Annotated in this window: 21 protein-coding genes, 1 pseudogene and 1 other annotated feature; of the genes and pseudogenes, 13 read left to right on the top strand and 9 right to left on the bottom strand. The window is 52.9% G+C overall.

Features of this window, described 5'->3' with window-relative positions:
* Positions 1 to 208: 208 nt before the first annotated feature.
* The 4 genes from urtA to atzF are packed head-to-tail and all read right to left on the bottom strand — an operon-like array spanning position 209 to position 7,635.
* Positions 209 to 1,477 carry an urea ABC transporter substrate-binding protein gene (gene urtA / locus SC127_RS05785; RefSeq protein WP_215847686.1) on the bottom strand — a complete coding sequence of 423 codons (1,269 nt, stop codon included), beginning with the start codon at positions 1,475 to 1,477 and terminating at the stop codon, positions 209 to 211.
* Positions 1,478 to 1,506: 29 nt separating this feature from the next.
* Positions 1,507 to 2,208: a GntR family transcriptional regulator gene (locus SC127_RS05780; protein WP_243078635.1), complete on the bottom strand. Its 702-nt coding sequence runs from the start codon at positions 2,206 to 2,208 to the stop codon at positions 1,507 to 1,509.
* 9 nt (positions 2,209 to 2,217) lie between these two features.
* Entirely contained in the window at positions 2,218 to 5,835 is a 3,618-nt protein-coding gene (uca, locus tag SC127_RS05775; RefSeq protein WP_332625719.1) for an urea carboxylase, read from the bottom strand.
* 3 nt (positions 5,836 to 5,838) lie between these two features.
* A complete protein-coding gene (atzF, locus tag SC127_RS05770; RefSeq protein WP_332625717.1) occupies positions 5,839 to 7,635 on the bottom strand; it encodes an allophanate hydrolase in 1,797 nt (598 codons plus the stop codon).
* Between the two features lie 269 nt (positions 7,636 to 7,904).
* On the opposite strand from atzF, the gene sltY reads away from it, so the two are divergent.
* Both sltY and trpR read left to right on the top strand, forming a co-directional pair.
* On the top strand, positions 7,905 to 9,824 hold the full coding sequence (gene sltY, locus SC127_RS05765; protein ID WP_332625715.1) for a murein transglycosylase: 1,920 nt from the start codon (positions 7,905 to 7,907) through the stop codon (positions 9,822 to 9,824).
* Between the two features lie 45 nt (positions 9,825 to 9,869).
* The gene (trpR, locus tag SC127_RS05760; protein WP_215847683.1) at positions 9,870 to 10,205 is read left to right on the top strand and encodes a trp operon repressor; all 336 of its coding nucleotides are present in this window, start codon (positions 9,870 to 9,872) and stop codon (positions 10,203 to 10,205) included.
* Here trpR and yjjX read toward each other — a convergent pair.
* Positions 10,180 to 10,698 (bottom strand): inosine/xanthosine triphosphatase, encoded by a 519-nt coding sequence (gene yjjX, locus SC127_RS05755; RefSeq protein ID WP_243078632.1) that lies wholly within the window; start codon positions 10,696 to 10,698, stop codon positions 10,180 to 10,182. The genes trpR and yjjX overlap by 26 nt on opposite strands.
* A gap of 60 nt (positions 10,699 to 10,758) precedes the next feature.
* Here yjjX and gpmB point away from each other — a divergent pair, with 60 nt between their 5' ends.
* The gene (gene gpmB / locus SC127_RS05750) at positions 10,759 to 11,406 is read left to right on the top strand and encodes a 2,3-diphosphoglycerate-dependent phosphoglycerate mutase GpmB (protein WP_215847682.1); all 648 of its coding nucleotides are present in this window, start codon (positions 10,759 to 10,761) and stop codon (positions 11,404 to 11,406) included.
* A gap of 45 nt (positions 11,407 to 11,451) precedes the next feature.
* Here the strand turns inward: gpmB and robA are convergent, their stop codons facing one another.
* On the bottom strand, positions 11,452 to 12,330 hold the full coding sequence (gene robA / locus SC127_RS05745; protein ID WP_243078631.1) for an MDR efflux pump AcrAB transcriptional activator RobA: 879 nt from the start codon (positions 12,328 to 12,330) through the stop codon (positions 11,452 to 11,454).
* A gap of 198 nt (positions 12,331 to 12,528) precedes the next feature.
* Between robA and creA the strand changes: the two genes are divergently transcribed.
* The gene (gene creA / locus SC127_RS05740) at positions 12,529 to 13,002 is read left to right on the top strand and encodes a protein CreA (RefSeq protein WP_215847680.1); all 474 of its coding nucleotides are present in this window, start codon (positions 12,529 to 12,531) and stop codon (positions 13,000 to 13,002) included.
* 37 nt (positions 13,003 to 13,039) lie between these two features.
* Here creA and arcA read toward each other — a convergent pair whose 3' ends face one another.
* Positions 13,040 to 13,756 (bottom strand): two-component system response regulator ArcA, encoded by a 717-nt coding sequence (gene arcA / locus SC127_RS05735; protein WP_215847679.1) that lies wholly within the window; start codon positions 13,754 to 13,756, stop codon positions 13,040 to 13,042.
* 600 nt (positions 13,757 to 14,356) lie between these two features.
* On the opposite strand from arcA, the gene SC127_RS05730 reads away from it, so the two are divergent.
* From SC127_RS05730 to thrC, 5 genes are all read left to right on the top strand, one after another.
* Positions 14,357 to 15,061 (top strand): tRNA/rRNA methyltransferase, encoded by a 705-nt coding sequence (locus tag SC127_RS05730; RefSeq protein WP_243078630.1) that lies wholly within the window; start codon positions 14,357 to 14,359, stop codon positions 15,059 to 15,061.
* Between the two features lie 187 nt (positions 15,062 to 15,248).
* Positions 15,249 to 15,317, top strand: a complete 69-nt coding sequence (gene thrL / locus SC127_RS22560; RefSeq protein WP_215848341.1) for a thr operon leader peptide — start codon at positions 15,249 to 15,251, stop codon at positions 15,315 to 15,317.
* Positions 15,256 to 15,374 (top strand) — a sequence feature (Thr leader region). (Overlaps the previous gene by 62 nt.)
* Positions 15,375 to 15,400: 26 nt before the next feature.
* Complete coding sequence (thrA, locus tag SC127_RS05725; RefSeq protein WP_332625712.1) at positions 15,401 to 17,863, top strand: bifunctional aspartate kinase/homoserine dehydrogenase I; 2,463 nt, start codon at positions 15,401 to 15,403, stop codon at positions 17,861 to 17,863.
* Positions 17,864 to 17,865: 2 nt separating this feature from the next.
* Positions 17,866 to 18,795, top strand: a complete 930-nt coding sequence (gene thrB, locus SC127_RS05720) for a homoserine kinase (RefSeq protein ID WP_215847676.1) — start codon at positions 17,866 to 17,868, stop codon at positions 18,793 to 18,795.
* Positions 18,796 to 18,798: 3 nt separating this feature from the next.
* Positions 18,799 to 20,085, top strand: coding sequence for a threonine synthase (gene thrC / locus SC127_RS05715; protein ID WP_332625710.1), 1,287 nt, complete (start codon positions 18,799 to 18,801; stop codon positions 20,083 to 20,085).
* 48 nt (positions 20,086 to 20,133) lie between these two features.
* On the opposite strand, the gene yaaA is transcribed toward thrC, so the two are convergent.
* The gene (gene yaaA, locus SC127_RS05710; protein ID WP_332625707.1) at positions 20,134 to 20,910 is read right to left on the bottom strand and encodes a peroxide stress protein YaaA; all 777 of its coding nucleotides are present in this window, start codon (positions 20,908 to 20,910) and stop codon (positions 20,134 to 20,136) included.
* A 209-nt stretch (positions 20,911 to 21,119) separates the two neighbouring features.
* On the opposite strand from yaaA, the gene tal reads away from it, so the two are divergent.
* The 3 genes from tal (at position 21,120) to SC127_RS05695 (ending at position 24,204) form a co-directional block, all read left to right on the top strand.
* A complete protein-coding gene (gene tal / locus SC127_RS05705) occupies positions 21,120 to 22,073 on the top strand; it encodes a transaldolase (protein WP_215847674.1) in 954 nt (317 codons plus the stop codon).
* A 126-nt stretch (positions 22,074 to 22,199) separates the two neighbouring features.
* Positions 22,200 to 22,787: a molybdopterin adenylyltransferase gene (gene mog, locus SC127_RS05700; RefSeq protein ID WP_332625705.1), complete on the top strand. Its 588-nt coding sequence runs from the start codon at positions 22,200 to 22,202 to the stop codon at positions 22,785 to 22,787.
* Between the two features lie 106 nt (positions 22,788 to 22,893).
* A complete protein-coding gene (locus SC127_RS05695) occupies positions 22,894 to 24,204 on the top strand; it encodes an MFS transporter (RefSeq protein WP_243078627.1) in 1,311 nt (436 codons plus the stop codon).
* A 68-nt stretch (positions 24,205 to 24,272) separates the two neighbouring features.
* Here SC127_RS05695 and SC127_RS05690 read toward each other — a convergent pair.
* Positions 24,273 to 24,353, bottom strand: a pseudogene (locus SC127_RS05690) (GPR1/FUN34/YaaH family transporter); the annotation flags it as partial.
* A gap of 301 nt (positions 24,354 to 24,654) precedes the next feature.
* On the opposite strand from SC127_RS05690, the gene dnaK reads away from it, so the two are divergent.
* A complete protein-coding gene (gene dnaK / locus SC127_RS05685; protein WP_243078626.1) occupies positions 24,655 to 26,565 on the top strand; it encodes a molecular chaperone DnaK in 1,911 nt (636 codons plus the stop codon).
* The last annotated feature ends 1 nt before the right edge of the window (position 26,566 follow it).

The following is a 26,566-nucleotide window of genomic DNA, read 5'->3' as shown; positions in this document are numbered from 1 at the left end:
GGGGGAGGACCGAGGTGGGGGACAGCAGGCACCTAACCTACCCATCCCTGCCTTCCCCCGCACGCGGGGGAAGGGGAAGATCGTGCTGCACGCGGCTTAGTGGCTAACATTTAGCAGCGTCTTCCTCCCCCACGGGTGGGGGAGGACCGAGGTGGGGGACAGCAGCCACCTAACCTCTTACAGAGTTTGGAGGCAGCAGACGCCTAACCTACTGCGTCGTTTTCACCGGATGGTCAGGCTTTTTGTCATTACCCGCGATATACGGGCTCCACGGCTGCGCACGTACGGGTTGATCGGTCTGCCACACCACGTTGAATTGACCATTCTCCTCCACTTCACCGATCATCACCGGTTTATGCAGATGGTGGTTGGTCTGATCCATGGTCAACGTAAAGCCGTCCGGCGCTTTAAAGGTTTGGCCCGCCATCGCTGCACGCACTTTATCTACATCGGTGGTGCCCGCTTTTTCTACCGCCTGCGCCCACATATGAATGCCGACATAGGTCGCTTCCATTGGATCGTTAGTCACAACAGAGTTAGCATTCGGCAGATTATGCGCCTTGGCATAGGCACGGTAATCCGCCACAAACTTCGCGTTGGTTGGGTTATCAACCGATTCAAAGTAGTTCCACGCCGCTAACTGGCCGACCAACGGTTTAGTGTCAATGCCGCGCAGTTCCTCTTCGCCCACCGAGAAAGCCACAACCGGAATATCGGTAGCTTTGATGCCTTGGTTTGCCAGCTCTTTGTAGAACGGCACGTTGGAGTCACCGTTAATGGTGGAGACCACCGCTGTTTTGCCGCCCGTCGCAAACTTCTTGATGTTAGAGACGATAGTTTGATAATCGCTATAACCAAACGGCGTGTAGACCTCTTCGATATCTTTATCCTGCACGCCTTTCGAGTGGAGGAAAGATCGCAGAATCTTGTTGGTGGTGCGTGGGTAAACGTAATCAGTGCCTAACAGAAAGAAGCGTTTGGCGCTGCCGCCATCTTCACTCATCAGGTATTCCACTGCGGGAATCGCCTGCTGGTTTGGCGCTGCACCGGTATAGAAGACATTGGGCGACATCTCTTCGCCTTCATACTGCACCGGATAGAACAGCAGGCCATTTAGCTCTTCAAATACCGGCAGTACCGATTTACGCGATACCGACGTCCAGCAGCCAAACACCACTGCGGCTTTATCCTGTGTCAGAAGCTGACGCGCTTTTTCGGCGAACAGCGGCCAGTTAGACGCGGGATCGACCACCACCGGTTCCAGCTTTTTGCCCAGCACGCCGCCTTTGGCATTGATCTCATCAATGGTCATCAGCGCCACATCTTTCAGCGGTGTTTCTGAAATCGCCATGGTTCCGGAAAGGGAGTGCATGATCCCCACTTTTATGGTGTCGGCAGCCTGAGCGCCCCAGGAAAGGCCCATGCTGACAACCGTAGCGGAGAGTGCGAAAGCCTTGAGCAACGAACGTCTTTTCATCGTTTTAGAACCCCTAAATGTGTTTTGAGTTATTCAATGGGTTGAAGCCGGGCCTGCTGTAACATGTGTAAGGTGATTTTCCTGACCTCCGCCTTACTGACGGCGATATGGTTGGTCAGGATGCGCTGCGCCTCCTCGGTCCGTTGCTGAAAGATCGCCTGTAAAATCTGAGCGTGTTCCTGGTAAGTCGCATCAACACGATCATCACGGGTAAAGTCGAGACGACGGATAATGCGAATTTTTTCGGTTAACTCCGCGTGGATACGCGCCATTTCACGGTTCCCCGCCGACGCCACCAGCGTCATATGAAACGCCTCATCGTGCTGCGAAACGGTTTTTCCCTCTTCTAGCCGCTCCGCCTGAATCCAAAATTGTTTGAGTTCAGTTAACAGCGCGGCGCACTGTTCAGATGGCAAGGCGCACAGGCGTTTTACCGCCTCGCACTCCAGCACGGTGCGCAGGTCGTACAGCTCTTCGAAATATTCGAAGTCAAAGTTCTTGATCTGCCAGCCGCTGCGAAACCAGACCTCGACGTAGCCTTCACGCTCCAGCCAGAAAAGTGCCTGGCGCACTGGCGTGCGGCTCACTTCCATGCGCTCGGCGATTTCATTCTCACTAAAACGATCGCCGGGCATCAGGCGGAACTCGAAAATATCGTTTTTCAACGCCTGATAAACGCGCTCTGCCAGCGCTTCCGGGCGTCCTTTACCGCGTTGCATTGGGGATGACATCAACGCTCCTTATTCCAGCCACAGCAGCGTATCGCCGGGACTGACCGGACGACCCGCCTGACAGGCAATGCGTTTCACTCGACCCGCTTGCGGCGCGACAATCGCCAGCTCCATCTTCATCGCTTCCACAATGATCAGCGTCTGACCCGCTTCGATGTCGTCGCCCGGCTGCACCACTACTTTCCAGATGTTGCCGTTCATATCGGCCTGCACCGCGAATGCGCTGTCGTCCTCTTCCATGACATGTAATGTCTCTTCGCTGGCCAGCGGCGCGCTCTGCTCTTCCTGCGCCCAGAGCGTGACTTCCTGTTCGAAAGCGGCCGACTGACGCTGACGGAAGTCGGCAATCGATTCGGCGTTATTCGCCAGGAATTGTTGATGCTCAGCAAAATCGAACAGCGTTTCTTCAATACGGAGGGTGGCGCGGCCTTCACGGAAGTCATCGCGCAGCTGATTCAGCTCCGCTTCGCTCACCGGATAGAAACGTACCTGATCGAAAAAGTGCAGCAGCCAAGGTTCGTCAGCAGCAAACTGACTGTTTTTCAGGAATTTGTTCCAGATCGGCAGCGTACGGCCTACCAACTGATAACCGCCGGGTGAATCCATGCCGTAGATGCACATGTACATGCCGCCGATACCCACGGTGCCTTCCGCGGTAAAGGTGCGCGCCGGGCTGTATTTGGAGCTCAACAGGCGATGACGGGGATCTATCGGCACCGCGCAAGGTGCGCCAAGGTAAACATCGCCCAAGCCGAGAATTAAATAGCTGGCATCGAAAATCGTATCGCGCACCGCTTCGCGGCTGGCTAAGCCGTTAATGCGTTGGATAAAGTCGACATTATTGGGCAGCCACGGCGCGCTGGCGCGCACCGTTTCCTGATAGCGCTCGACCGCGCCTAAGGTGGCGCTGTCTTCGAACGCCATCGGCATCCAGACAATACGTGACGGCACTTTCAACGTGCTGACGTCGCCAAGCGTGGCTTCCAGCCCTAACAACACGTGCATGAGCTGCGACTGGCTGAGGATGCGGCTGTCATAGCGCACCTGCAAAGAGCGAACGCCTGGCGAAAGCTCTTTCACACCCGGCACCGCCTGTTCGCGCAGCGCATTCATCAACAAGTGGACCCGTAAACGCAGCGCCAGATCCAATACGTTATCGCCATATTCGATCAGCACATATTTGTCGCCCGCCTGGCGGTAAACCGCTTTTGGTGTGCGGTCGGTGGCATCAATAGCAGCCAGAATAGTGGCTGAGCCAAACGCAGTTTCTGCCAGCGAAGGCACATCAAATTTCGGCGCGTGTTCGGGGCGCAGCGTCTCTACCACATGCATCTGCGCTTTTTCCAGCGCTAGCGCTTCACTGGCTCCAATTGGATGGAAACGAATTTTGTCGCCCGGTTTCACCTGGCCGACTTTCCATAATTCCGCTTTGGCGATGGTCACAGGGCAGACGAAACCGCCAAGGCTTGGGCCGTCGTGCGTCAGGATCACCGGGAAGTCGCCAGTAAAGTTCACCGCGCCGATAGCGTATTCGCAATCATGCACGTTCGAAGGATGCAGGCCAGCTTCGCCGCCGTTGGCGCGAGTCCAGCTCGGTTTCGGGCCCACTAAGCGCACGCCTAAGCGGTTGGAGTTGTAATGCACTTGCCAGTCGCTGGCGAAGAACGCGTCAATGGCGGCCTGAGTGAAAAAGTCGGGTGCGCCGTGTGGGCCATACAACACGCCGATACGCCATTCCGTGCCGTAATGCGGCACCAGCGCGTCATCCAGCGCTTGCGGTTCGCTAACCGGTGCCGGTGTGGTGCAGGCGGCAAGCTGCGGCTGAGAAATGGCCAGCATGTCTGCAACGCGCAACGTACGACCGGCGTGACCGCCAAACTGACCCAGCGAGAAGGTCGATCGGCTGCCGAGATATTCCGGCACGTCAAAACCGTTGCGCACCGCCAGATAACTGCGGCAGCCACTCTGCGCACGACCCAACGTCAATGTTTGTCCCGGTTTGACCGTCAGTGGTTGCCAGTAATTTACTGCTTCGCCATCCAGCGTGGCGGCGCAATCGGCGCCCGTTAATGCAATGGTTGCTTCGCTGTGAAAGCGCAGGGTCGGGCCTTGCAAGGTAAATTCCAGACCGGCAGCGGCTTCATGATTGCCGACGATGCGGTTCGCCAGGCGAAAAGCGAAGTCATCCATCGGCCCGGAGGGCGGCACGCCAATATCCCAGTAGCCGAGGCGGCCAGGGAAATCCTGAATCGAGCTAAAGGTGCCAGGTTGCAGCACTTCAATCACCGAGGCGGCTGGCGTGAAGCTGTCGAGGAAACGCGTCCAGACTTTGCCGCTGCGAAAGGCATCCGTTGCAATAATCTGGCGCAAATAGTCGAGGTTGGTGGCAATGCCGTGCAACTGCGTGGCGTTGAGCGCAGTCTGCAGCTTTTCCAGCGCGGCTTCACGTGTGTCGGCGTGAACAATCAGCTTGGCGACCATCGGGTCGTAAAAACTGGAGACCTCAGTTCCGGTGTCGATCCAGCCATCAATGCGCACGCCTTCCGGGAAGCTAACGCCGGTTAAAACGCCGGGGCTAGGCTGAAAGTTTTTCAACGGATCTTCGGCATACAGGCGCACTTCAATGGATGCACCTTGCGGATCCTGTTGCAGACGCGCCCAATCGATACTTTCGCCTGCTGCCACTTTCAGCATGCATTCCACCAGATCGAGACCGGTGACGCATTCAGTGACCGGATGTTCTACCTGCAAACGCGTGTTCACTTCGAGGAAGTAAAAAGCATCCTGTTCGGCGTCGTAAATATATTCCACTGTACCGGCGCTGCGGTAATTCACTAACTCACCAAGACGCACCGCTGAAGAGAGCAGGGCGTCACGCGTAGCGTGTGGCAAATTCGGAGCAGGGGTCTCTTCTACCACTTTTTGATTGCGACGTTGCAGTGAACAATCGCGCTCACCCAACGCCACGACTTTGCCGCTGCCGTCGCCGAAGATTTGCACTTCTACATGGCGGGCGCGGTCGATGCAGCGTTCGAGAAACACACCGGCATCGCTAAAAAATTGCTCACCGAGACGCCGCACACTTTCCCAGCCATTGCGAAGCGCGTCGGCATCGGCACAGCGCGTCAGGCCAATGCCACCGCCGCCGGCAGTGCTTTTTAGCATGACCGGATAACCAATCTCTTCAGCGGCGCTCAGCGCGTCGTCCAGCGAAGCCAGCAGCGGCGTGCCTGGCGTCATCGGTACGCCGGCGCTGGCCGCCAGTTCACGTGCGCGATGCTTCAAACCAAACTCACCAATCTGCTGTGCGGTGGGGCCAACAAAGGCGATACCGGCCTGCTCGCAGGCATCCGCAAACGGCAGACTTTCAGAGAGAAAACCGTAGCCAGGCCAGATAGCTTCCGCACCGGTTTCTTTGGCAGCCGCTAAAATTTTGTCGATACGCAAATAGCTGTCGCTGGCTTTGTCACCGCCTAACGCAATAGCCACATCCGCATCTTTTACGTGCTGCGCATTGCGGTCAGCATCGGAATAGACCGCGACGCTTTTTACGCCGAGGCGTTTGAGGGTACGAATGGCGCGACAGGCGATCTCGCCACGGTTAGCAATCAACACGGTACTGAACATGGTTTAGTTACTCCCCTGAGCAGCGAGCCAGTTACGCCAGCCACCAAATTCGGTAATCTCCAGCGCGCTGTTCAGCGCGGAACCTTCACAAATAAAGCCTTTCACCACGCGGCCATTTGCCAGCGTCAGGCTGCCAATGCCCAGCGGCGCGGGAATTTCCGCCACAAATTCACCGAAGCGCGCCAGTGGGATATCCCACAACTCGACGGTGATGGCAGAGCCTTGCTCAGCGCGCATCAGGCCCGGCTTTTTGATGGGGCCATCCAGCAGCGCAAACAGGCGATAACAGCGGGCGGTTTGCGTCTCTTCAACGAAAACGGCCTGACGTGTGGTGAGCTGGAAGTTGAGCGGCATTCCGGTAAGGTGCGCACCCACCACAGCGACGCGCACGTGATCGGTTGAAACGGGCAGAGCGGCGTGAACCGCGGGCTGAGCTCTACCGGTCGCGCCCAGCGGCAGCGCCATTTGCTGCTGCCAGCGCAGGCCAAAGTCCGCCAGTACACGATCGTGCCAGGCCGGTGCAATCAGCGTGATGCCTGCCGGTAAATCGTCATTGCGAAACGGCGCAGGCAGCGCCAACGCAGCAAGATCGGCCAGGTTGGTGAAGTTGGTGTAATAACCAAAGTGCGAGTTGTAATGCACCGGCTCCTGCTTCATCTCTTCCTGGGTGTGAATGGTGGGTGAAGTCGGCACCACCAGCGCATCAAACTGCGCCAGCGTTTGCTGAATTTGACGCGTCAATTCAGCGCGCAGATATTCCGCTTCATAAGCCTGAACCGCGCTGTATTTCAGGCCGCTGGAAACGATACCGTGAACCACCGGATCCATCTCTTCCGGGCGATTAATCATCTCCCCGACGGCCACGGTGCGCTCTGCGACCCACGGGCCGTAATAGAGCTGTTCAGCTAATTTTTCAAAAGGGGTGAAATCGATAGGATGCAATGTTGCACCGCTGGCCAATAATGCTTCCAACGCCTGATCCCACGCGCCTTCAGCCGCAGCATCGTCAAAAAATTCTGGGTTAGCCGGAATGGAGAAGTCGGGATGCGCTTTCATACTGGCGGGCGCGGTATGAGGATTGTGACGTGAATAGGCATCATCAGCGTCGTAACCGCCCGCTACGCTGGCAACGATGAAGGCATCTTCTACCGTTAAGGCGAACACCGAAATGGTGTCATTCAGGCGGCAGGCCGGAACAACGCCGCTGGCAGAAAACCAGCCTTTGGTCGGTTTCAAGCCCACCATATTGTTGAATCCGGCGGGAACGCGACCTGAACCGGCGGTATCGGTGCCTAATGAGAACGCGACTAAACCACGCGCCAGTACTGAAGCCGAGCCGGAACTGGAACCACCACTGACATAGTCGGCATCAAAGGTGTTGCATACCGCACCAAAGGGCGAACGTGTGCCGACCAACCCCGTGGCGTATTGATCGAGATTAGTTTTACCGATCACAATCGCGCCTGCGGCTTTAAGTTGCGCGACAACAAAGGCGTCTTTTTCGGCAGTATAAGTGAAAGCGGGGCAGGCGGCGGTGGTGGGCCAGCCCGCGACATCAATATTGTCTTTCACGGCGAAAGGCACACCGAACAGCGGAAGCGCCGCAGGGTTGCGAAGATAGCTGGCCAGCAGCGGCTCGATCTGGGCGTTAAGCTGGGCGGGTGTCGCCAAATAGAGCCAGGCGTTGTCTTGGGTATTAAGCGCTGCCAGATGCGTTTGCAGCAGCGTGTAGATCTGTTGCGGTTCCTGTTGGTAGCGCTGCTGCCACTCGTTAAGGGTCAAGCCAAATGTCGAAGCCATGCGATGAATTCCAACTGGTATACAAGATGGAATTCAACAGAGCAAAGGCTGTGCCAGATTTTTAACGCTATGATCTGAGGGTTAAAGTTCACCAGTCATAAGTTTAACTGATGATAAAATGCACAACCGCAGCGCAGGGTTTGCGCAATTGCAGTGCGTTTGGCTCACGTTGAGTAAATTTTGTGAAGAACATGGCAAGAGCGCAATGGCCTGGTTAGCATGAAGAAAGTCTGGCACGTAGCCGGAGCCCAGAAACAGAGGAGATTTACGTGGAGAAGTGGCGTAACTGGATGATAGGGATTTGTCTGGTCAGCACGGCCAGCAGCGTATGGGCTGACTCGCTCGATCAACAACGGCAACGTTATCAAGAAATTAAGCAAGCCTGGGACAGCAATCAGATGGCGACGGTGGATCAACTGTTGCCCACGCTACAGGATTACCCTCTGTATCCGTATCTGGAATATCGTTTGCTGGCGCAGGATCTCGATCAGGAGACCAGCCTGGCGGTAAAGAATTTCATTCAAAAATATCCTACCTTGCCGCCCGCAAGATCGCTGAGCACGCGCTTCGTCAATGTGCTGGCACATCGTCAAGACTGGCAAGGTGTGTTGACCTTCAGCCCGACTGAACCCAAACCGGTACAGGCGCGCTGTAACTGGTATTACGCCAAATGGGCAACCGGGCAGCAGCAAGCCGCCTTTGAGGGCGCGAAAGCGATTTGGCTGCGCGGCACCGCCTTGCCTAATGACTGCGACGCGCTTTTCTCGGCATGGCAATCGTCCGGTCAGCTTTCGCCAATCACTATTCTGGAGCGTATTCGCCTCGCGATGAAAGCGGGCAATGACAGCCTGGTCAGTTATCTGGCAAAAATGCTGCCTGCCGATTATCAAACCATGGCCGATGCCGTGTTGGCTTTGCAGAAAGATCCGCTTTCGGTCACCACCTTTGCCAGCGCAGTCGGCCCAACCGATTTTACCCGCCAGGCCACAATCTACGCCTTTACGCGTGTAGCGCGTGAGGACATGGAAAATGCCCGCAGCATGATTCCGATCTTAGTGCGTGCGCAAAAGATGGAAGCGGCCGACGAACAGGCGCTGAAAGAGATTGTGGTGTGGCGCATGATGGGCAGCGATCTGACCTCCGAGCAGGCGCGCTGGCGTGATGCGGTAGTGATGAACAGCGAATCAACGGCGCTGGTGGAACGTCGCGTGCGTCTGGCCTTAAGCGAAAACAATCGTCGTAGCCTGAATACCTGGATTGCCCGCCTGCCGGTGGAAGCCAAAGAGAAAGATGAGTGGCAATATTGGCAAGCTGACCTGCTCTTTTCACAAAACCGCAAAGAAGAGGCGGAAGAGATCCTGCGTAAGCTGATGAAGCAACGTGGTTATTATCCGATGGTCGCAGCGCAGCGTTTAGGCGTGGATTATCCGTTGCAGGTCGATGCCGCTCCGAAACCCGACAGTACCACGCTGCAAGGCGCGGAGTTGGCGCGCGTGCGTGAGCTGATGTATTGGGGACTGGATAACCTAGCGCGTAGCGAGTGGGCGAATCTGGTGGCGAGCAGAACGCACGTGCAGCAACAGATGCTGGCGCGCTACGCCAACGAGCAGGATTGGTGGGATCTCAGTGTACAAGCCACCATCACCGCGAAAATGTGGGACAGCTTAAAAGAGCGTTTCCCACTAGCATGGCAAAGTCTTTATCAGCAATACACCCGCGATAAAGGCATTCCGCAAAGCTATGCGATGGCGATTTCTCGTCAGGAAAGTGCGTGGAACCCTAAAGCTCGTTCACCGGTGGGCGCAAGCGGTTTGATGCAAATTATGCCGGGTACGGCTACCCATACCGTGAAGATGTATAACATTCCCGGTTACGTGAATAACAGCCAGTTGCTGGATCCGCAAACCAATATTCAGATTGGTACGCAGTATCTGGAGTATGTTTTCCAGCAGTTTGGGCAGAACCGCATTTTTGCTTCAGCAGCCTATAATGCTGGCCCAGGCCGTGTGCGAAGTTGGCAGAAAACCAGCGCAGGAAATCTGGATGCGGTCGCGTTTATTGAAACCATTCCGTTCTCAGAAACGCGTGGCTATGTGAAGAACGTGTTGGCTTATGATGCGTACTATCGTCACTTTATGGGCCAGCCGGATAAGATCCTTTCGGATGGTGAGTGGAATCGCCGTTACTAGCTGTGCTAAGCTTCCGTACTCTTTAGCGAGTACGGAAGCCCTTTCATGACCCAATCTTTTGCCCCTTCGACCCACACCGGTTCTGCTGACAATAATTGGCTGCGCTTTGTCGATTTGATGCAAGAAGCTTTCGCTAATGGCCATGCGCTGCCGCTGATGCAGTTGATGATGACGCCAGATGAACGCGAAGCCTTTGGTACGCGCTTGCGCATTATCGAAGAGTTGATGACGGGAGAAATGAGCCAACGCGAGCTGAAGAATGAGCTTGGCGTGGGTATTGCGACCATTACGCGCGGATCAAATAGCTTAAAAGAGGCGCCGCCAGAGCTAAAGCGCTGGCTGGAGGCGCGGCTGATTACTGCTGATACAAAGGGTGAGTAAACGGGCACAGCGCCAGTATCAAAGCCTGATGATAAACGCTTGAACGGCTCAATAAACCATGGGTAAAAGCCCCAATTGCGCCACCTTTTTGTTTAATATTCTCTTCGCCAGTTAATCGCGCCATCTCTTCGCCCAGTTCACGTCCTTCACGTAAACCTGCCATTACCACCGGCGGCAGGGTAAAGCTGGCTGAACGCGATTCCCCCCGCTGCTTTTGGTTCTCCACTACCATCCAGGCGAAGGCGCAATCGTCTTCAATGCCGGCTTCAATCGCTACCCAAAAGTTCGCTTCTGGTCGGACCTGACGCGCATTCATCACGCGCTGACGTGCGCCAGTTCGCGTTTCCAGATTAGTTAAGGGCTGAGCCGCCACGCCGCTATCGACCTCGACCCCTTCAATATGGCAGGATCCTTCGCCGAAAACGTCGTTGAACGCTTGTGCAATCGCGCGAATTTTTGCTGGGTTGATGGTGGCTGCGACAACATGGTACATAATTGGTTGAACCCTTGAGTGATTAAGGCAATTTTGGTCGCAGTATAACGGAAACTAAGCATGTTACAGGTCTATCTTGTTCGTCACGGTGAAACGGTATGGAATGCGGAGCGACGCATTCAAGGTCAATCCGACAGTCCGCTGACGGAAAAAGGTGAACAACAAGCCCATCAAGTGGGCGAGCGCGTTAAAGATTGGGGCATCACGCATATCATTTCCAGCGACTTAGGCCGCACGCGTCGCACCGCAGAGATCATTGCCGATGCCTGCGGTTGTGCCGTTACGTTGGATCCACGTCTACGTGAGCTGAACATGGGCGTGCTGGAGAAGCGCCCACTGGACGGTTTGACGGCAGAAGAGGAAACATGGCGTGCTGGATTGGTTAATGGCACCGAAGGCGGCCGTATCCCGGATGGCGAATCAATGACGGAAATGGCGGAGCGTATGCATGATGCGCTGAATACCTGTCTTGATCTGCCTGCAGGCAGCCGCCCACTTATTGTCAGCCACGGTATGGCGTTGGGCGTCTTGGTGAGCACCATCCTCGGATTGCCTGCTTATGCCGAACGTCGTCTGCGTCTGCGTAACTGTTCAATTTCACGCGTTGATCATCAGCAAAGCGCCTGGCTGGCCAAAGGTTGGGTGGTTGAAACGGCGGGGGATATTTCACATCTGGATGCCCCTGCACTCGACGAGTTGCAGCGCTAAGGGCAACGTTGATAAAAAATGCCGTCTCGAGGACGGCATTTTTGTTTAGCTCGCCTGTTGAGGGCGGATAGGAATCAGATATTCGCAACGAATTTCTGTTGGCGGCTCGCTGCGCTTTTTACCACCGTGGGTGAAGAAGCGCTCGATATCCTGACCCTGGCGACGCGTCAGGCCCAGCGTTGGCATGCAGGTTCCATACAGCAGCAGAATAAATTCTTGCAGTTCAACGCGCGGTCCGGTGTAGGTGAACTGGACGTAATCACCTGCCTCCAGAATTACGCTCTGGCCCGAATGCATGTTGATGGCATTATCGGCTGGCACGGCGGTGGTATAGAGAATTTCCTGCTCATCATCTTTATCGTGGCTGGCGCGCACCTGATGCAAGCCATACAGTACCGGCGGCACCGTATCGGTTTCCAGCAGGAACTGCTTCCAAAAATGGATGCGCATTTCGTCGCGATAGCTGGAAATTTGTTCCAGTGTGCAGGTGTAATTCTGCGTTTGCCCTACCAGTACCGTTTCAGGCAAAGTGACGAAACTCGGTTCTGGCTGTTTATCGTCATCAAGGCGAATCGGCGGACGAATACCGTATGAATTCCAGTCTGATGAACGGCGATACCACGCAGGTGTTTGATTAAACTGCTTTTTAAACGCGCGGGTAAAGGTCTGCTGTGAATCGAAGCGATATTGCAAAGCAATATCCAGGATTGGGCGGCTGGTAAGGCGCAGGGCGACCGCCGCCTTAGATAAGCGGCGTGCGCGAATATAGGCGCCAATGGCGTGCCCGGTGACGTCTTTAAACATCCGTTGTAAATGCCACTTGGAATAACCCGCTTTCAAGGCAACATTATCCAGTGAAAGTGGTTGATCCAGGTGGCTCTCCAGCCAGACAAGCAAATCGCGAATGATACCGGCTTGGTCCATAAAACATCCTCATACTTTCTGGTGGCGCAGCTAAACGCAGTCGACGAATAATAGCACTAATTGCTCAAAGGGCGTGGGCAGTTTCATTTGGGATGATTGTGCTACATCAATGCGGGTTTAGACCCGTTATGGTTTGGTCTTTGTGGACAATTGCCAGTACATTACATTCTCATCTATTACGTTTGCAATGGTAACTCCATGACAATATCTCGCCTTCTCATCGCCGCAGTCGCCACGGTGACTTTTTCCAGCCCTTTACTCGCCGAAGAGATTGGCTCAGTAGACACGGTTTTCAAGATGTTCGGACCCGATCATAAGATCGTGGTTGAAGCCTTTGATGACCCAGACGTCAAAAATGTAACCTGTTATATCAGCCGGGCAAAAACCGGCGGTATTAAGGGCGGATTAGGTCTGGCGGAAGATACATCAGATGCAGCCATTTCTTGTCAGCAAATCGGTGCTGTTGAACTCAGTGATAAAATTGTCCAAGGCAAAGCGCAGGGTGAAGTCGTGTTTCGCCAGCGCACTTCACTGATTTTCAAGAAGCTGCAGGTTGTACGCTTCTTTGATAAAAAGCGCAACGCTTTGGTCTATTTAACCTATTCAGACAAAGTGGTGGATGGTTCACCAAAGAACGCGCTGAGCGCAGTGCCGATTATGCCGTGGCATTAAGGCAAAGAAAAAACGCCCGAATGGGCGTTTTTTTCATTTAGTCTTCGAGATCGCCGCAGAAACGATAACCTTCGCCATGAATCGTGGCGATGATTTCTGGCGTATCCGGCGTGGATTCAAAGTGCTTACGAATACGGCGGATTGTCACATCAACAGTACGATCGTGTGGCTTCAGCTCGCGGCCAGTCATTTTCTTCAGGAGATCGGCACGGGTTTGAATTTTACCCGGGTTCTCACAGAAGTGCAGCATGGCGCGGAACTCACTGCGTGGCAGCTTATATTGTTCACCGTTCGGGTTAATCAGCGAGCGGCTATTAATATCCAGCGTCCAGCCATTGAATTTATAATCTTCCACCTGACGGCGCTCTTCACTCGGCAGCGCCAAATTCATGGTGCGTGACAGTAGATTGCGTGCGCGGATGGTTAACTCACGTGGATTAAACGGTTTGGTGATGTAATCATCGGCACCGATTTCCAGACCAAGGATTTTATCCACTTCATTATCACGACCGGTCAGAAACATCAGCGCAACGTTGGCTTGTTCACGCAGTTCACGCGCTAACAGCAAGCCGTTTTTGCCGGGAAGGTTGATGTCCATGATCACCAGATTGACGTCATTGTCGGTCAGAACCTGATGCATCTCAGCACCGTCGGTCGCTTCATACACCACATAACCTTCAGCCTCAAAAATACTTTTGAGGGTGTTACGCGTGACCAGTTCGTCTTCAACGATAAGAATGTGCGGGGTCTGCATATTTCGCTACCTAAAATTTGCCAACAAATCGAAATCAGGGCGTACAGCGGTTATTCGGTCTCCTTACGGAGAGCGGCGTGCCGCGCTGAACCGTTGTACGAAATTATGTTTTGATAAACTCTCTATCAACGTCAACAACAGTGTTAGCTCAGCCAGTCAGGATGAAACTTGCATGCCCCGGGATGGCGCATATCCTAACTGCATTAACAGCAACCTAACAGCACCAACAACAACCGATAAGCATAAAAACAACGCTTCGTTGACTTATATCAAATGCAAGTGTAGCACGTTAACACTTTTGTGAAAAACTTCTCGTAGATTGCCTGCTTAGCTCACAAAAAGCAGCATTTTCGCTACAATTTCACTGCATGATACACAAAGTGCAATGTGCAGGAATTAATGTTTCACTAAGCTGAAATAAAAGGATTTTCTATTTTACTTTCTGTTTTAACGCGCTTGGTGGCGAAATCTTGCTCTGTGGCTTTTTTTAATAGGTTTTAACATCGTTAACATTTCATTTTCCTGTTTCTTATCGATCCGCGATGTCATGAACGTGCGTGTTACAATATGGCGCGATGTTAATAAACTGATGGAATAATCATGCGTTTCCCTTTCATTCTGGTTTCGCCCGCTCGGGCAGAAAATATTGGCGCTGCCGCACGTGCGATGAAAACCATGGGATTTAGTGAATTACGAATCGTTGCCAGCGACGCGTGGCAAGATCCAGCGGCCCGACGTGTCGCTCACGGTGCCGGGGAGATACTCGATAATCTGCAAACCTTTGACACGCTCGCTGATGCGCTACATGACATCGAATTTTCAGTCGCTACCACCGCCCGCAGCCGTGCTAAATTCCGCCATTACGCCACGCCAACGCAGGTTGAAACGCAGCTGCTGGAAAAACGACAGTGGGTGAAAAGCATGGCGCTGGTGTTTGGCCGTGAAGACAACGGGTTGACGAATGAAGAGCTGGATCTGGTCGACTTGCTGACCGGAATCCCGATGGCAAACGACTATCCCTCCTTAAATCTAGGGCAGGCGGTGATGGTGTATAGCTATCAGCTGTCAGCGCTGAATCAGGTTGCGGCACCGGCCCCTCAAATAGCCGATGCCCAGCAATTGAAAGCGCTGCATCAGCGATTCCAGCATCTGTTGGTTCAGCTGGACGTTAGCAATGATGAAAAACTCGCGGACTGGATCGATCAACGTATCGGCGTGCTGGAGCAACGCGACAGTGCGATGCTGCATCGTTTGCTGCATGACATAGAAAAAAAACTTATAGATAAATCGTCCGGAAAAGTATGATTTTTTAGCGGCAGATCGTAGCAGAATTCGCCAGTGCGAAAGATCCACTCTGGATTCTTAGAAGATGACGAAACTGTGCGCAGCGTTGAGAATTTACACAATCGACAAATTCGTTGACTTAAAGTGCCCTTTGCTTTACTTCTGGAAGGCAGACGGACAACCAAAGACAGACAGAAAATAAATCTAAATGCGTAACTTCAGCCTGATTACCACAATTATTACCACCACCATTACTACAGGTAACGGTGCGGGCTGACGCATACAGGATAAAATAGAAAAAAGCCCGCACCTAACCAGTGCGGGCTTTTTTTTCGGCTCAAATTCAGGAGAGTGTATATCATGCGAGTGCTGAAATTCGGCGGGACTTCGGTGGCAAATGCGGAACGTTTTCTTCGCGTAGCCGACATTTTGGAAAGCAATGCGCAGCAGGGACAAGTTGCAACCGTGCTCTCGGCCCCGGCCAAAATCACCAATCACTTGGTGGCGATGATTGAGAAAACCATCAGCGGTCAGGATGCTTTACCGAATATCAGTGATGCCGAACGTATTTTTGCTGACCTGCTGCGTGGCTTAGCCGATGCGCAGCCGGGTTTTGATTATGACCGTCAGAAAACTCGCGTTGATTTAGAATTTGCTCAGTTGAAGCAGGTGCTGCACGGCATCAGCTTGCTGGGACAATGCCCAGATAGCGTTAACGCCGCCATTATTTGCCGCGGTGAAAAACTCTCTATCGCTATTATGGAAGCGCTGCTGCTAGCACGCGGTCATGGCGTTAGCGTCATCGATCCGGTCGAGAAGTTATTGGCTGTTGGGCATTATCTTGAATCCACCGTGGATATCACTGAGTCCACGCGTCGTATTGAAGCCAGTAAAATCCCAGCAGAGAATATGATTTTGATGGCGGGTTTCACTGCCGGTAACGAGCGCGGTGAGCTGGTAGTGCTGGGCCGCAACGGTTCCGATTATTCTGCTGCGGTATTGGCCGCTTGCCTGCGTGCCGACTGCTGTGAAATCTGGACTGACGTTGACGGCGTCTATACCTGTGATCCGCGCCAGGTGCCAGATGCTCGCCTGCTGAAATCGATGTCTTATCAAGAAGCGATGGAGCTTTCCTATTTCGGGGCCAAAGTGCTTCACCCGCGCACCATCGCCCCGATTGCCCAGTTCCAGATTCCCTGTCTGATTAAAAACACCGCCAACCCGCAAGCGCCCGGCACCTTGATTGGTGGCGAAGGCGATCAGGATGAAAGTCCGGTCAAAGGCATCACCAATCTGAACAATATGGCGATGTTCAACGTTTCCGGCCCAGGCATGAAAGGCATGATCGGCATGGCTGCACGCGTCTTTGCCGCCATGTCCCGCACCGGTATTTCGGTGGTGTTGATCACGCAATCTTCTTCTGAATACAGCATCAGCTTCTGCGTACCGCAGAGCGAGCAGGCACGCGCGCGTCGCGTGCTGGAAGAGGAATTCTATCTTGAGCTGAAAGATGGCCTGCTTGATCCGCTGGATGTACTCGAAAATCTGGCGGTGATTTCGGTAGTGGGCGATGGTATGCGCACGCTGCGCGGTATCTCCGCCAAGTTCTTCTCAGCGTTGGCGCGTGCCAATATCAATATCGTAGCGATTGCGCAGGGCTCTTCAGAGCGTTCGATTTCAGTAGTCGTGAATAACGATGAAGCGACCACCGGCGTGCGCGGCGTGCATCAAATGCTGTTTGCCACCGATCAGGTTATTGAAGTTTTCGTGGTTGGCGTTGGCGGGGTAGGTGGTGCGCTGTTGGATCAGCTGCATCGTCAGCAGGCCTGGCTTAAGAAGAAGCATATCGATTTACGCGTTTGCGGCATCGCCAATTCACGTGCATTGCTGACTAACGTGCACGGCATTGATTTAAGCAACTGGAAAGCCGAAATGAACGAAGCCAAAGAGCCGTTCAATTTGGGCCGTTTGATTCGTTTAGTGAAAGAGTATCACTTGCTGAATCCCGTCATCGTTGACTGTACGTCAAGCCAGGCGGTTGCCGATCAGTATGCCGATTTCCTTGCCGACGGTTTTCACGTGGTGACGCCGAACAAAAAGGCCAATACCTCGTCGTGGAACTACTACCAGCAGATGCGTACGGCGGCAGCGAAATCGCGTCGCAAATTCCTCTATGACACCAATGTGGGTGCAGGCTTGCCGGTGATTGAAAACCTGCAAAACCTGCTGAACGCGGGTGATGAATTAATCAAGTTCTCCGGTATTCTCTCAGGTTCGCTTTCATTTATTTTCGGTAAGCTGGACGAAGGCGTGTCGCTGTCGCAAGCCACTCACATGGCGCGTGAAATGGGCTTCACCGAGCCGGATCCGCGTGACGATCTCTCTGGCACCGACGTAGCGCGTAAGTTACTGATTCTGGCGCGTGAAGCGGGATACCAGCTTGAGCTGAGTGATATTGAGATCGAACCGTTGTTGCCGGAAAGCCTGCTTGAAATCAAAGACGTTGAACAGTTTATGCAGCGTCTGCCGGAACTGGATAACGCCTTTGCTGCCCGCGTAGCCAAAGCGCGAGATGAAGGTAAAGTCTTACGCTTCGTTGGTGCGATTGAAGAGGGCGGCAGTTGCAAAGTGAAAATTGATGCCGTAGATGGCAACGATCCGCTCTATAAAGTGAAAAATGGCGAAAACGCGCTGGCGTTTTACAGCCGCTACTATCAACCGATTCCGTTGGTGCTGCGCGGATACGGTGCCGGAAATGACGTAACTGCGGCCGGTGTATTTGCCGATTTGTTGCGTACGCTGTCATGGAAGTTGGGAGTTTAATAATGGTAAAAATTTATGCACCGGCCTCAATTGGTAACGTTAGCGTCGGCTTTGATGTGCTGGGCGCTGCGGTCTCGCCGGTGGATGGTTCGTTACTGGGCGATTGCGTCTCAGTCGAAGCCGCAGACACGTTTAGTCTGACCAACTCAGGCCGCTTCGTCAGCAAATTGCCGGACGATCCCAAAGAGAACATCGTATATCAATGCTGGCAGCGCTTTTGCGAAGCGATTGGCCAAACCGTGCCGGTAGCGATGACGCTGGAAAAGAACATGCCGATTGGCTCCGGCCTCGGTTCCAGCGCCTGTTCTGTGGTTGCGGGTTTGATGGCAATGAACGAATTTTGCGGCAAACCGCTCAGCGATACAGAACTGCTGACGCTGATGGGCGAGCTTGAAGGCCGCATTTCAGGCAGCGTACATTACGATAACGTTGCGCCATGCTTCCTTGGTGGTATCCAGCTGATGCTGGAAGAGAACGGCATTATCAGTCAGGAAGTGCCGGGTTTTGATGACTGGCTCTGGGTGATGGCGTATCCGGGCATCAAAGTTTCTACCGCCGAAGCGCGCGCTATTCTGCCCGCACAATACCGTAAGCAGGATTGCATCAAGCATGGTCGCTTGCTCGCGGGATTCATTCACGCCTGCCATACGCGTCAGCCGTTGCTGGCAGCTAAACTTATGCAGGACGTGATTGCGGAACCGTACCGCACCAAACTGTTACCAGGCTTTGCCGAAGCGCGTCAGGCTGCGCAGGATATCGGTGCACTGGCTTGCGGAATTTCCGGCTCAGGTCCAACACTTTTCGCCGTTTGCAATCAAATGGAAACGGCCCAGCGGATGGCTGACTGGTTGAGCCAGCACTATCTGCAAAATGATGAAGGCTTCGTCCATATCTGCCGCCTGGATACGGCTGGCGCACGTAAATTGGGATAACGCATGAAACTCTATAATCTTAAGGATCACAACGAGCAGGTCAGCTTCGCCCAGGCGGTGAAACAAGGTCTGGGTTCGCAGCAAGGGCTGTTTTTTCCGCTGGAGCTGCCTGAGTTTGAACTGACCGACATCGACGCCATGCTGGAAATGGATTTTGTTAGCCGCAGCAGCAAGATTCTTTCTGCTTATATCGGCGACGAAATCCCAGCGCAGCAGTTGGCTGAACGTGTTAAAGCAGCCTTTGCTTTCCCTGCACCGGTTAAGCAGGTCAGTGAGGATATCGCTTGTCTGGAACTGTTCCACGGCCCGACGCTGGCATTTAAAGATTTCGGCGGTCGCTTCATGGCGCAAATGCTCTCCTATTTCAGCGGCAGCGATGAGCAAATCACGATTTTAACTGCGACGTCAGGCGATACTGGCGCGGCGGTTGCGCACGCATTTTATGGCATGAAAAACGTGCGCGTCGTGATCCTCTATCCGCAAGGCAAGATCAGTCCATTGCAGGAAAAACTGTTCTGTACGCTGGGTGGCAACATCGAAACCATCGCCATTGACGGCGATTTTGATGCATGCCAAACGCTGGTGAAACAGGCGTTCGATGATGAAGAGCTGAAAAAGGCCATTGGCCTGAACTCCGCCAACTCCATCAATATCAGCCGCCTGCTGGCGCAGATTTGCTACTACTTTGAAGCAGTGGCACAGCTGCCGCAGGAGAAACGTAATCAACTGGTGGTGTCCGTGCCAAGCGGTAACTTCGGCGATTTAACCGCCGGTTTGCTGGCAAAATCGCTGGGTTTACCGATCAAACGATTCATTGCCGCTACCAATGCTAACGATACCGTGCCGCGATTCTTGGGCAACGGCGCATGGCAGCCAAATGTTACTGTAGCAACGTTGTCGAACGCGATGGATGTGAGCCAGCCCAATAACTGGCCACGCGTAGAAGAGTTATTCCGTCGTAAAACCTGGCGCTTGACCGATCTGGCGTATGGCGCGGTAACTGATGACACCACTAAAGCTGCCATGCGTGAGCTGGCGGGCATAGGTTATATTTCAGAGCCACACGCGGCAATTGCCTGGCGCTTGCTGCGCGATCAGTTGCAGGAAGGCGAATATGGCCTGTTCCTCGGGACGGCGCATCCGGCGAAATTTATCGAGAGCGTGGAAGCGATTCTGGATCAGAAACTGGCATTGCCGGCTGAATTAGCCGAGCGCGCTGAACTGCCGCTGCTGTCTCATACGATGAAAGCCGATTTTACCCCACTGCGCGCTTTCTTGCTGAAAGCGTAAGCACAAAAAAGGGACGATCATCGTCCCTTTTTCTTTTTATCGAGTTAATTAAACCTGCTCTGAGCGCTTAAATACCCACTCGCTGTCATTGCTGCTGGCCGCATCAAACGCATAACCGTCCACATCAAACGCCTTCAACTGCTCCGGTTTTTGCAGCTGATTTTGAATGATATAGCGACTCATTAATCCGCGTGCTTTTTTGGCGTAGAAGCTGATCACTTTATACTTGCCGTTCTTCTCATCTAAAAACACCGGTTTGATTAACTGCGCCTGCAATTTCTTCGGCTTAATCGCTTTGAAGTATTCATCCGATGCCAAATTAATCAACACATCATCGCCTTGCTCAGCCAAAGCGTCATTGAGTGTGTCTGTCAGTAGCTCGCCCCAGAAGCTGTAAAGATCTTTGCCTGCCGGACTGGCGAATTTGATACCCATTTCCAGCCGATAAGGCTGCATTAAATCCAGTGGGCGCAACACACCATATAAGCCAGACAACATCCGCAGATGCCGTTGGGCAAAGTCAAAATCGTTGTCGCTAAAGGTTTCAGCCTGCAAGCCTGTGTAGACATCGCCTTTAAAGGCCAGAATCGCCTGACGCGCATTATCAGGCGTGAATTCAGGCTGCCAGCTGTTAAAACGATCGGCGTTGAGGTGAGCCAGCTTATCGCTGATGCCCATTAACGAAGCGATTTGTGCAGGTGACAGATCGCGCGCTACCTCAATGAGCTGTTGTGACTTTTCTAACAGCGCAGGTTGGGTATAGCGCGTGGTCGCCAGCGGGCTTTCATAGTCCAGCGTCTTGGCGGGAGAGATCACCATCAACATGTTCGCTTCCTCATATAACCCCTATTTTTACAGGGCATTGGCTGATTATTTAGCCTCGCAGTGTAACAAAAAAGCCGCAAAGATCGGCAAATCACAGCTATTTGTTAGCGCTATCGTAAACGGCATTTCTCGACCTTGCACCGCTGTTGCTGCGTGATATTATCGCAACAGCCTTTTTTCACCCTGACAGTTAACTAAGAGAAAAGAACATGACGGACAAACTTACCTCCTTGCGTCAGCTGACCACTGTGGTTGCTGACACCGGTGATATCGCAGCCATGAAGCTGTACCAGCCACAAGACGCTACCACCAACCCTTCTTTGATTCTCAACGCCGCGCAAATTCCTGAATACCGCAAACTGATCGATGAAGCGATTAGCTGGGCACGTGAGCAGAGCAGCAACAAAGAAGAGCAGCTGCAGTTGGTTTCTGACAAGCTGGCCGTCAACATTGGTTTAGAGATTCTGAAACTGGTTCCAGGCCGTATTTCAACTGAAGTTGATGCTCGCCTTTCTTACGACACCGAAGGCAGCATCGCTAAGGCGCGTAGCCTGATCAAACTCTATAACGATGCGGGCATCAGCAACGATCGTATCCTGATCAAACTGGCTTCAACCTGGCAGGGCATCCGCGCAGCGGAGCAGCTGGAAAAAGAAGGCATCAACTGTAACCTCACGCTGCTGTTCTCCTTCGCACAGGCGCGTGCATGTGCAGAAGCTGGCGTGTTCCTGATTTCCCCTTTCGTGGGCCGTATTCTTGACTGGTACAAAGCGAATACCGACAAGAAAGAGTACGCACCTCATGAAGATCCAGGCGTGGTTTCCGTGTCTGAAATCTACAGCTACTACAAGCAGCACGGTTATGAAACCGTGGTGATGGGCGCAAGCTTCCGTAACGTTGGCGAAATCGTTGAACTGGCAGGTTGTGATCGACTGACCATCTCTCCTGCGCTGCTGAAAGAACTGGCTGAAAGCGAAGGCACTCTTGAACGTAAGCTCAGCTACAGCGGCGATGTGAAAGCGCGTCCTGCTAAAATGACTGAATCTGAGTTCCTGTGGCAGCACAATCAGGATCCAATGGCGGTGGCAAAACTGGCGGAAGGCATCCGCAACTTTGCTGTTGACCAAGGCAAACTTGAGAAGATGCTGGCAGAACTGCTGTAATCTTGCACCGTGGCGGCAGATGTCGTCACGGTTTTCTCTTTTCCGCACCTTTCGCTTTGTATTATCCTCTCTCTGTTCCCCCTTTCTACTCCACCGCAACGCGGTAAATCACAGCGAACCAAAACGATGAATACATTACGCATTGGGTTGATCTCCGTTTCCGATCGCGCCGCTAACGGCATTTATCAGGATCAAGGGATCCCCGCACTCGAAAGTTGGCTGAGCAGTGCGATTAGCACGCCGTTTGAGATTGAAACCCGTTTAGTGCCGGATGAGCAGCCGATGATTGAACAGGCGATTTGCGAGCTGGTGGATGAACGCTTTTGCCATTTGGTGTTAACCACAGGCGGAACCGGTCCGGCGCGTCGCGATGTGACACCCGATGCCACCCTGGCCGTTGCCGATCGTGAAATGCCCGGTTTTGGTGAGCAGATGCGTCAAATCAGCCTGCAATTCGTGCCGACTGCCATTTTATCGCGACAGGTTGGCGTGATCCGCAAGCAATCTTTAATCCTTAATCTTCCAGGTCAGCCCAAATCGATTAAAGAGACGCTGGAAGGCCTGAAAGATGAGCAGGGTAACGTTAGCATTGCGGGAATTTTCGCTTCTGTACCTTATTGTTTACAGTTATTGGAAGGGCCCTACGTTGAAACGCATACGCAAGTCGTAGCAGCTTTTCGCCCCAAAAGCGCGATACGTGAGATAAATAACTAAATATTCCGATTTTCAGGCATAAGCTATAGCCTGGCTGGTGTGGTGAAAGATTGACGGTATAGTAAGCTCAGCTTTACAACCGTTTCTCTTTTGCCTCTGGAATGTTATGGAATCGAATCAGACTCAACGCCTGAACGGCCAGGATTATAAAACCCTTTCACTCGCTGCCCTCGGCGGTGCTTTAGAATTTTACGACTTCATCATTTTTGTTTTTTTCGCTGCGGTGATTGGCGAACTCTTTTTCCCACCTGATATTCCTGAATGGCTGCGCCAGCTACAAACTTTTGCCATTTTCGCGGCAGGTTATCTGGCGCGCCCGCTAGGCGGGATTATCATGGCGCACTTCGGCGACAAAGTGGGCCGCAAAAAGATGTTCAGCCTAAGCATTTTATTGATGGCGCTGCCCACGCTAGCAATGGGCGCACTGCCGACTTACCAAACTATCGGGATTGCGGCACCTTTATTAATGCTGTTGATGCGCATGTTGCAAGGTGCTGCAATTGGTGGGGAAGTGCCGGGCGCTTGGGTATTTGTCGCCGAGCACGTGCCTTACAAGCGAATTGGTATTGCCTGCGGCACGTTAACCGCTGGGCTAACCGTGGGCATTCTGTTGGGTTCGGTGGTCGCAACGCTAATAAACACGTCAATGACACCGCAAGCCATTCGCGAAGGTGGCTGGCGTTTACCGTTTTTTATCGGCGGTGTGTTTGGTTTAGCTGCGATGTATTTGCGCCGTTGGCTGCATGAGACACCCGTTTTTATTGCCATGCAAAAGCGTAAAGCGCTGGCGGATGAACTGCCTTTAAAAGCGGTGGTGGTGAACCATAAAAAGTCAGTGATCATTTCTATGCTGCTGACCTGGCTGCTCTCAGCATGCATTGTGGTAGTGATTCTGATGTCGCCGGTCTGGTTGCAGAAGCAGCATGGCCTTGCGCCTGCGTTAACCTTACAGGCCAATAGTTTTGCAACCATTATGCTTTGTATAGGCTGCATCGTTGCCGGCGTAGCGGCAGACCGTTTTGGTGCAAGTAAAGCGTTGATCACAGGCAGTGTATTACTGGCGGCGTGCAGTTGGGCGTTCTACCACTTTACGCCGTTGTATCCGCAGCAGCTTTTCCTGCTGTACGGGTTAGCAGGCCTGAGCGTTGGCGTTGTCGGCGTGGTGCCTTTTGTGATGGTGCGCGCTTTTCCAGCCGAGGTGCGCTTTAGTGGAATCTCCTTCTCTTATAATGTCGCCTACGCAATTTTCGGTGGCTTAACGCCGATTTTTGTTACCTTGTTGATGAATGTCTCATCGATGGCACCTTCATGGTATGTGCTGGCATTAGCGCTGGTTGGGTTAGTGACGGGAATTTGGTTGCGAAGTGATATTAGCCACGAAAATGCGGTGCATGAGGCTGTTGCGCAGCAGCCTTAATCACGAGCAGCAGCTTTAAAAATAAAAACGCGGAGCCTGGCTCCGCGTTTTGCATCTGGCAGATCAATATTAATATTGAGCAGAAAGGCGGTCATGCCGAACCCCATTAAACCGAGTGGAGCGGGGTTAGCCAACGTTATGGTGCTCATTGTTCCTGTAATGTCTCGAATGTGGATTTAGGGGATGTTTTTTGTCCGAAAGCCCTGTTTGCAATGGCTGGGAGCAGCTCACAGAGAGGCGCTGACGCAACGTCTTTGATCTGAGTAGAAAGAAGATCGAAATTTTTTTTTGGTTTAACCCTTGATGCGCTTCGAAGCGGCCCCATTTACTTGTCATCGAGCGTTGTGAACGTTGGAAAAAAGCATGTGGTGATGGTTGAAAGTAAACAACCCGCCCGCATAACAGGTTCACAACCCAAATTGGCAAAGAATTTAAGTGGGAGACGTTTAGATGGGTAAGATTATTGGTATTGACCTGGGCACAACCAACTCTTGTGTTGCGATCATGGATGGCGGTAAAGCTCGCGTGTTGGAAAACGCCGAAGGCGATCGCACCACGCCTTCGATTATCGCTTATACCCAGGATGGCGAAATTCTGGTTGGTCAGCCGGCTAAACGTCAGGCAGTGACTAACCCGCAGAACACGTTGTTCGCGATCAAGCGCCTGATTGGCCGTCGTTTCCAGGATGAAGAAGTACAGCGTGATATTAAAATCATGCCGTACAAAATTGCTAACGCCGATAACGGCGATGCATGGCTGGAAGTGAAAGGCCAGAAAATGGCACCACCGCAGATTTCTGCCGAAGTGCTGAAAAAAATGAAGAAAACCGCGGAAGATTACCTCGGTGAGCCAGTGACTGAAGCGGTTATTACCGTTCCAGCCTACTTCAATGACGCCCAGCGTCAGGCGACCAAAGATGCAGGTCGCATCGCGGGTCTGGAAGTAAAACGTATTATTAACGAACCAACAGCCGCTGCACTGGCTTATGGTTTGGACAAAGGTCAGGGCAACCGCACTATCGCGGTATATGACCTGGGTGGTGGTACTTTTGATATCTCCATCATCGAAATTGATGAAGTTGACGGCGAAAAAACCTTTGAAGTTCTGGCGACCAACGGTGATACCCACTTGGGTGGTGAAGACTTCGACAGCCGCCTGATCAACTACCTGGTTGCAGAATTTAAGAAAGATCAGGGCATCGATCTGCACAACGATCCGCTGGCAATGCAGCGTCTGAAAGAAGCCGCAGAGAAAGCGAAAATCGAACTCTCTTCTGCGCAGCAGACTGACGTTAACCTGCCGTACATCACTGCAGATGCGACGGGTCCTAAGCACCTGAACATCAAAGTAACGCGCTCTAAGCTGGAATCGCTGGTTGAAGATCTGGTTGCACGTTCGATTGCTCCGCTGAAAGTGGCGCTGCAGGATGCTGGTTTGTCTGTATCAGAAATCAACGATGTGATTCTGGTTGGTGGTCAAACGCGTATGCCGCTGGTTCAGGCTAAAGTGACTGAATTCTTCGGTAAAGAACCACGTAAAGACGTGAACCCGGACGAAGCAGTGGCAGTAGGTGCTGCAGTGCAGGGTGGTGTTCTGGGCGGCGAAGTGAAAGACGTCCTGCTGCTGGACGTTACTCCGCTGTCGCTGGGTATCGAAACCATGGGTGGCGTGATGACTTCGCTGATCAGCAAGAACACCACGATCCCAACCAAGCACAGCCAGGTGTTCTCAACAGCTGAAGATAACCAGAGCGCCGTGACCATTCACGTGTTGCAGGGTGAGCGTAAACGTTCTAGCGATAACAAATCGTTGGGCCAGTTTAACCTCGACGGTATTCAGCCAGCGCCACGCGGTATGCCACAGGTTGAAGTGACCTTTGACATTGATGCTGACGGTATTTTGCATGTTTCTGCAAAAGACAAAAACAGCGGCAAAGAGCAGAAAATCACCATCAAGGCTTCTTCAGGTCTGAATGAAGAAGAGATCGAAAAAATGGTGCGTGATGCAGAAGCGAACGCTGAGTCGGACCGCAAGTTCGAAGAGCTGGTTCAAACGCGTAACCAGGGCGATCAGATTGCCCACAGCACGCGCAAGCAGCTGGAAGAAGCGGGCGACAAACTGTCAGCTGATGACAAAGCACCGATCGAAGCAGCCCTGGCTGAGCTGGAAACAGCGCTGAAAGGTGAAGATAAAGCAGAGATCGAAGCTAAAATGCAGGCGCTGATGGAAGTATCCAGCAAACTGATGGAAGCAGCACAGCAATCTCAGGCGGGTGCTGCCGATGCAGGCGACGCGTCAGCGAAGCAAGAAGATGACGTGGTTGACGCTGAATTTGAAGAAGTAAAAGACAACAAGAAATAAT

Origin of the sequence: Pantoea sp. T14, assembly GCF_036663535.1 — a bacterium.
Lineage (GTDB): Bacteria > Pseudomonadota > Gammaproteobacteria > Enterobacterales > Enterobacteriaceae > Pantoea > Pantoea phytostimulans.
The sequence above is the reverse complement of the archived record's forward strand: the minus strand, read 5'-3'. Positions and strand labels throughout refer to the sequence as shown.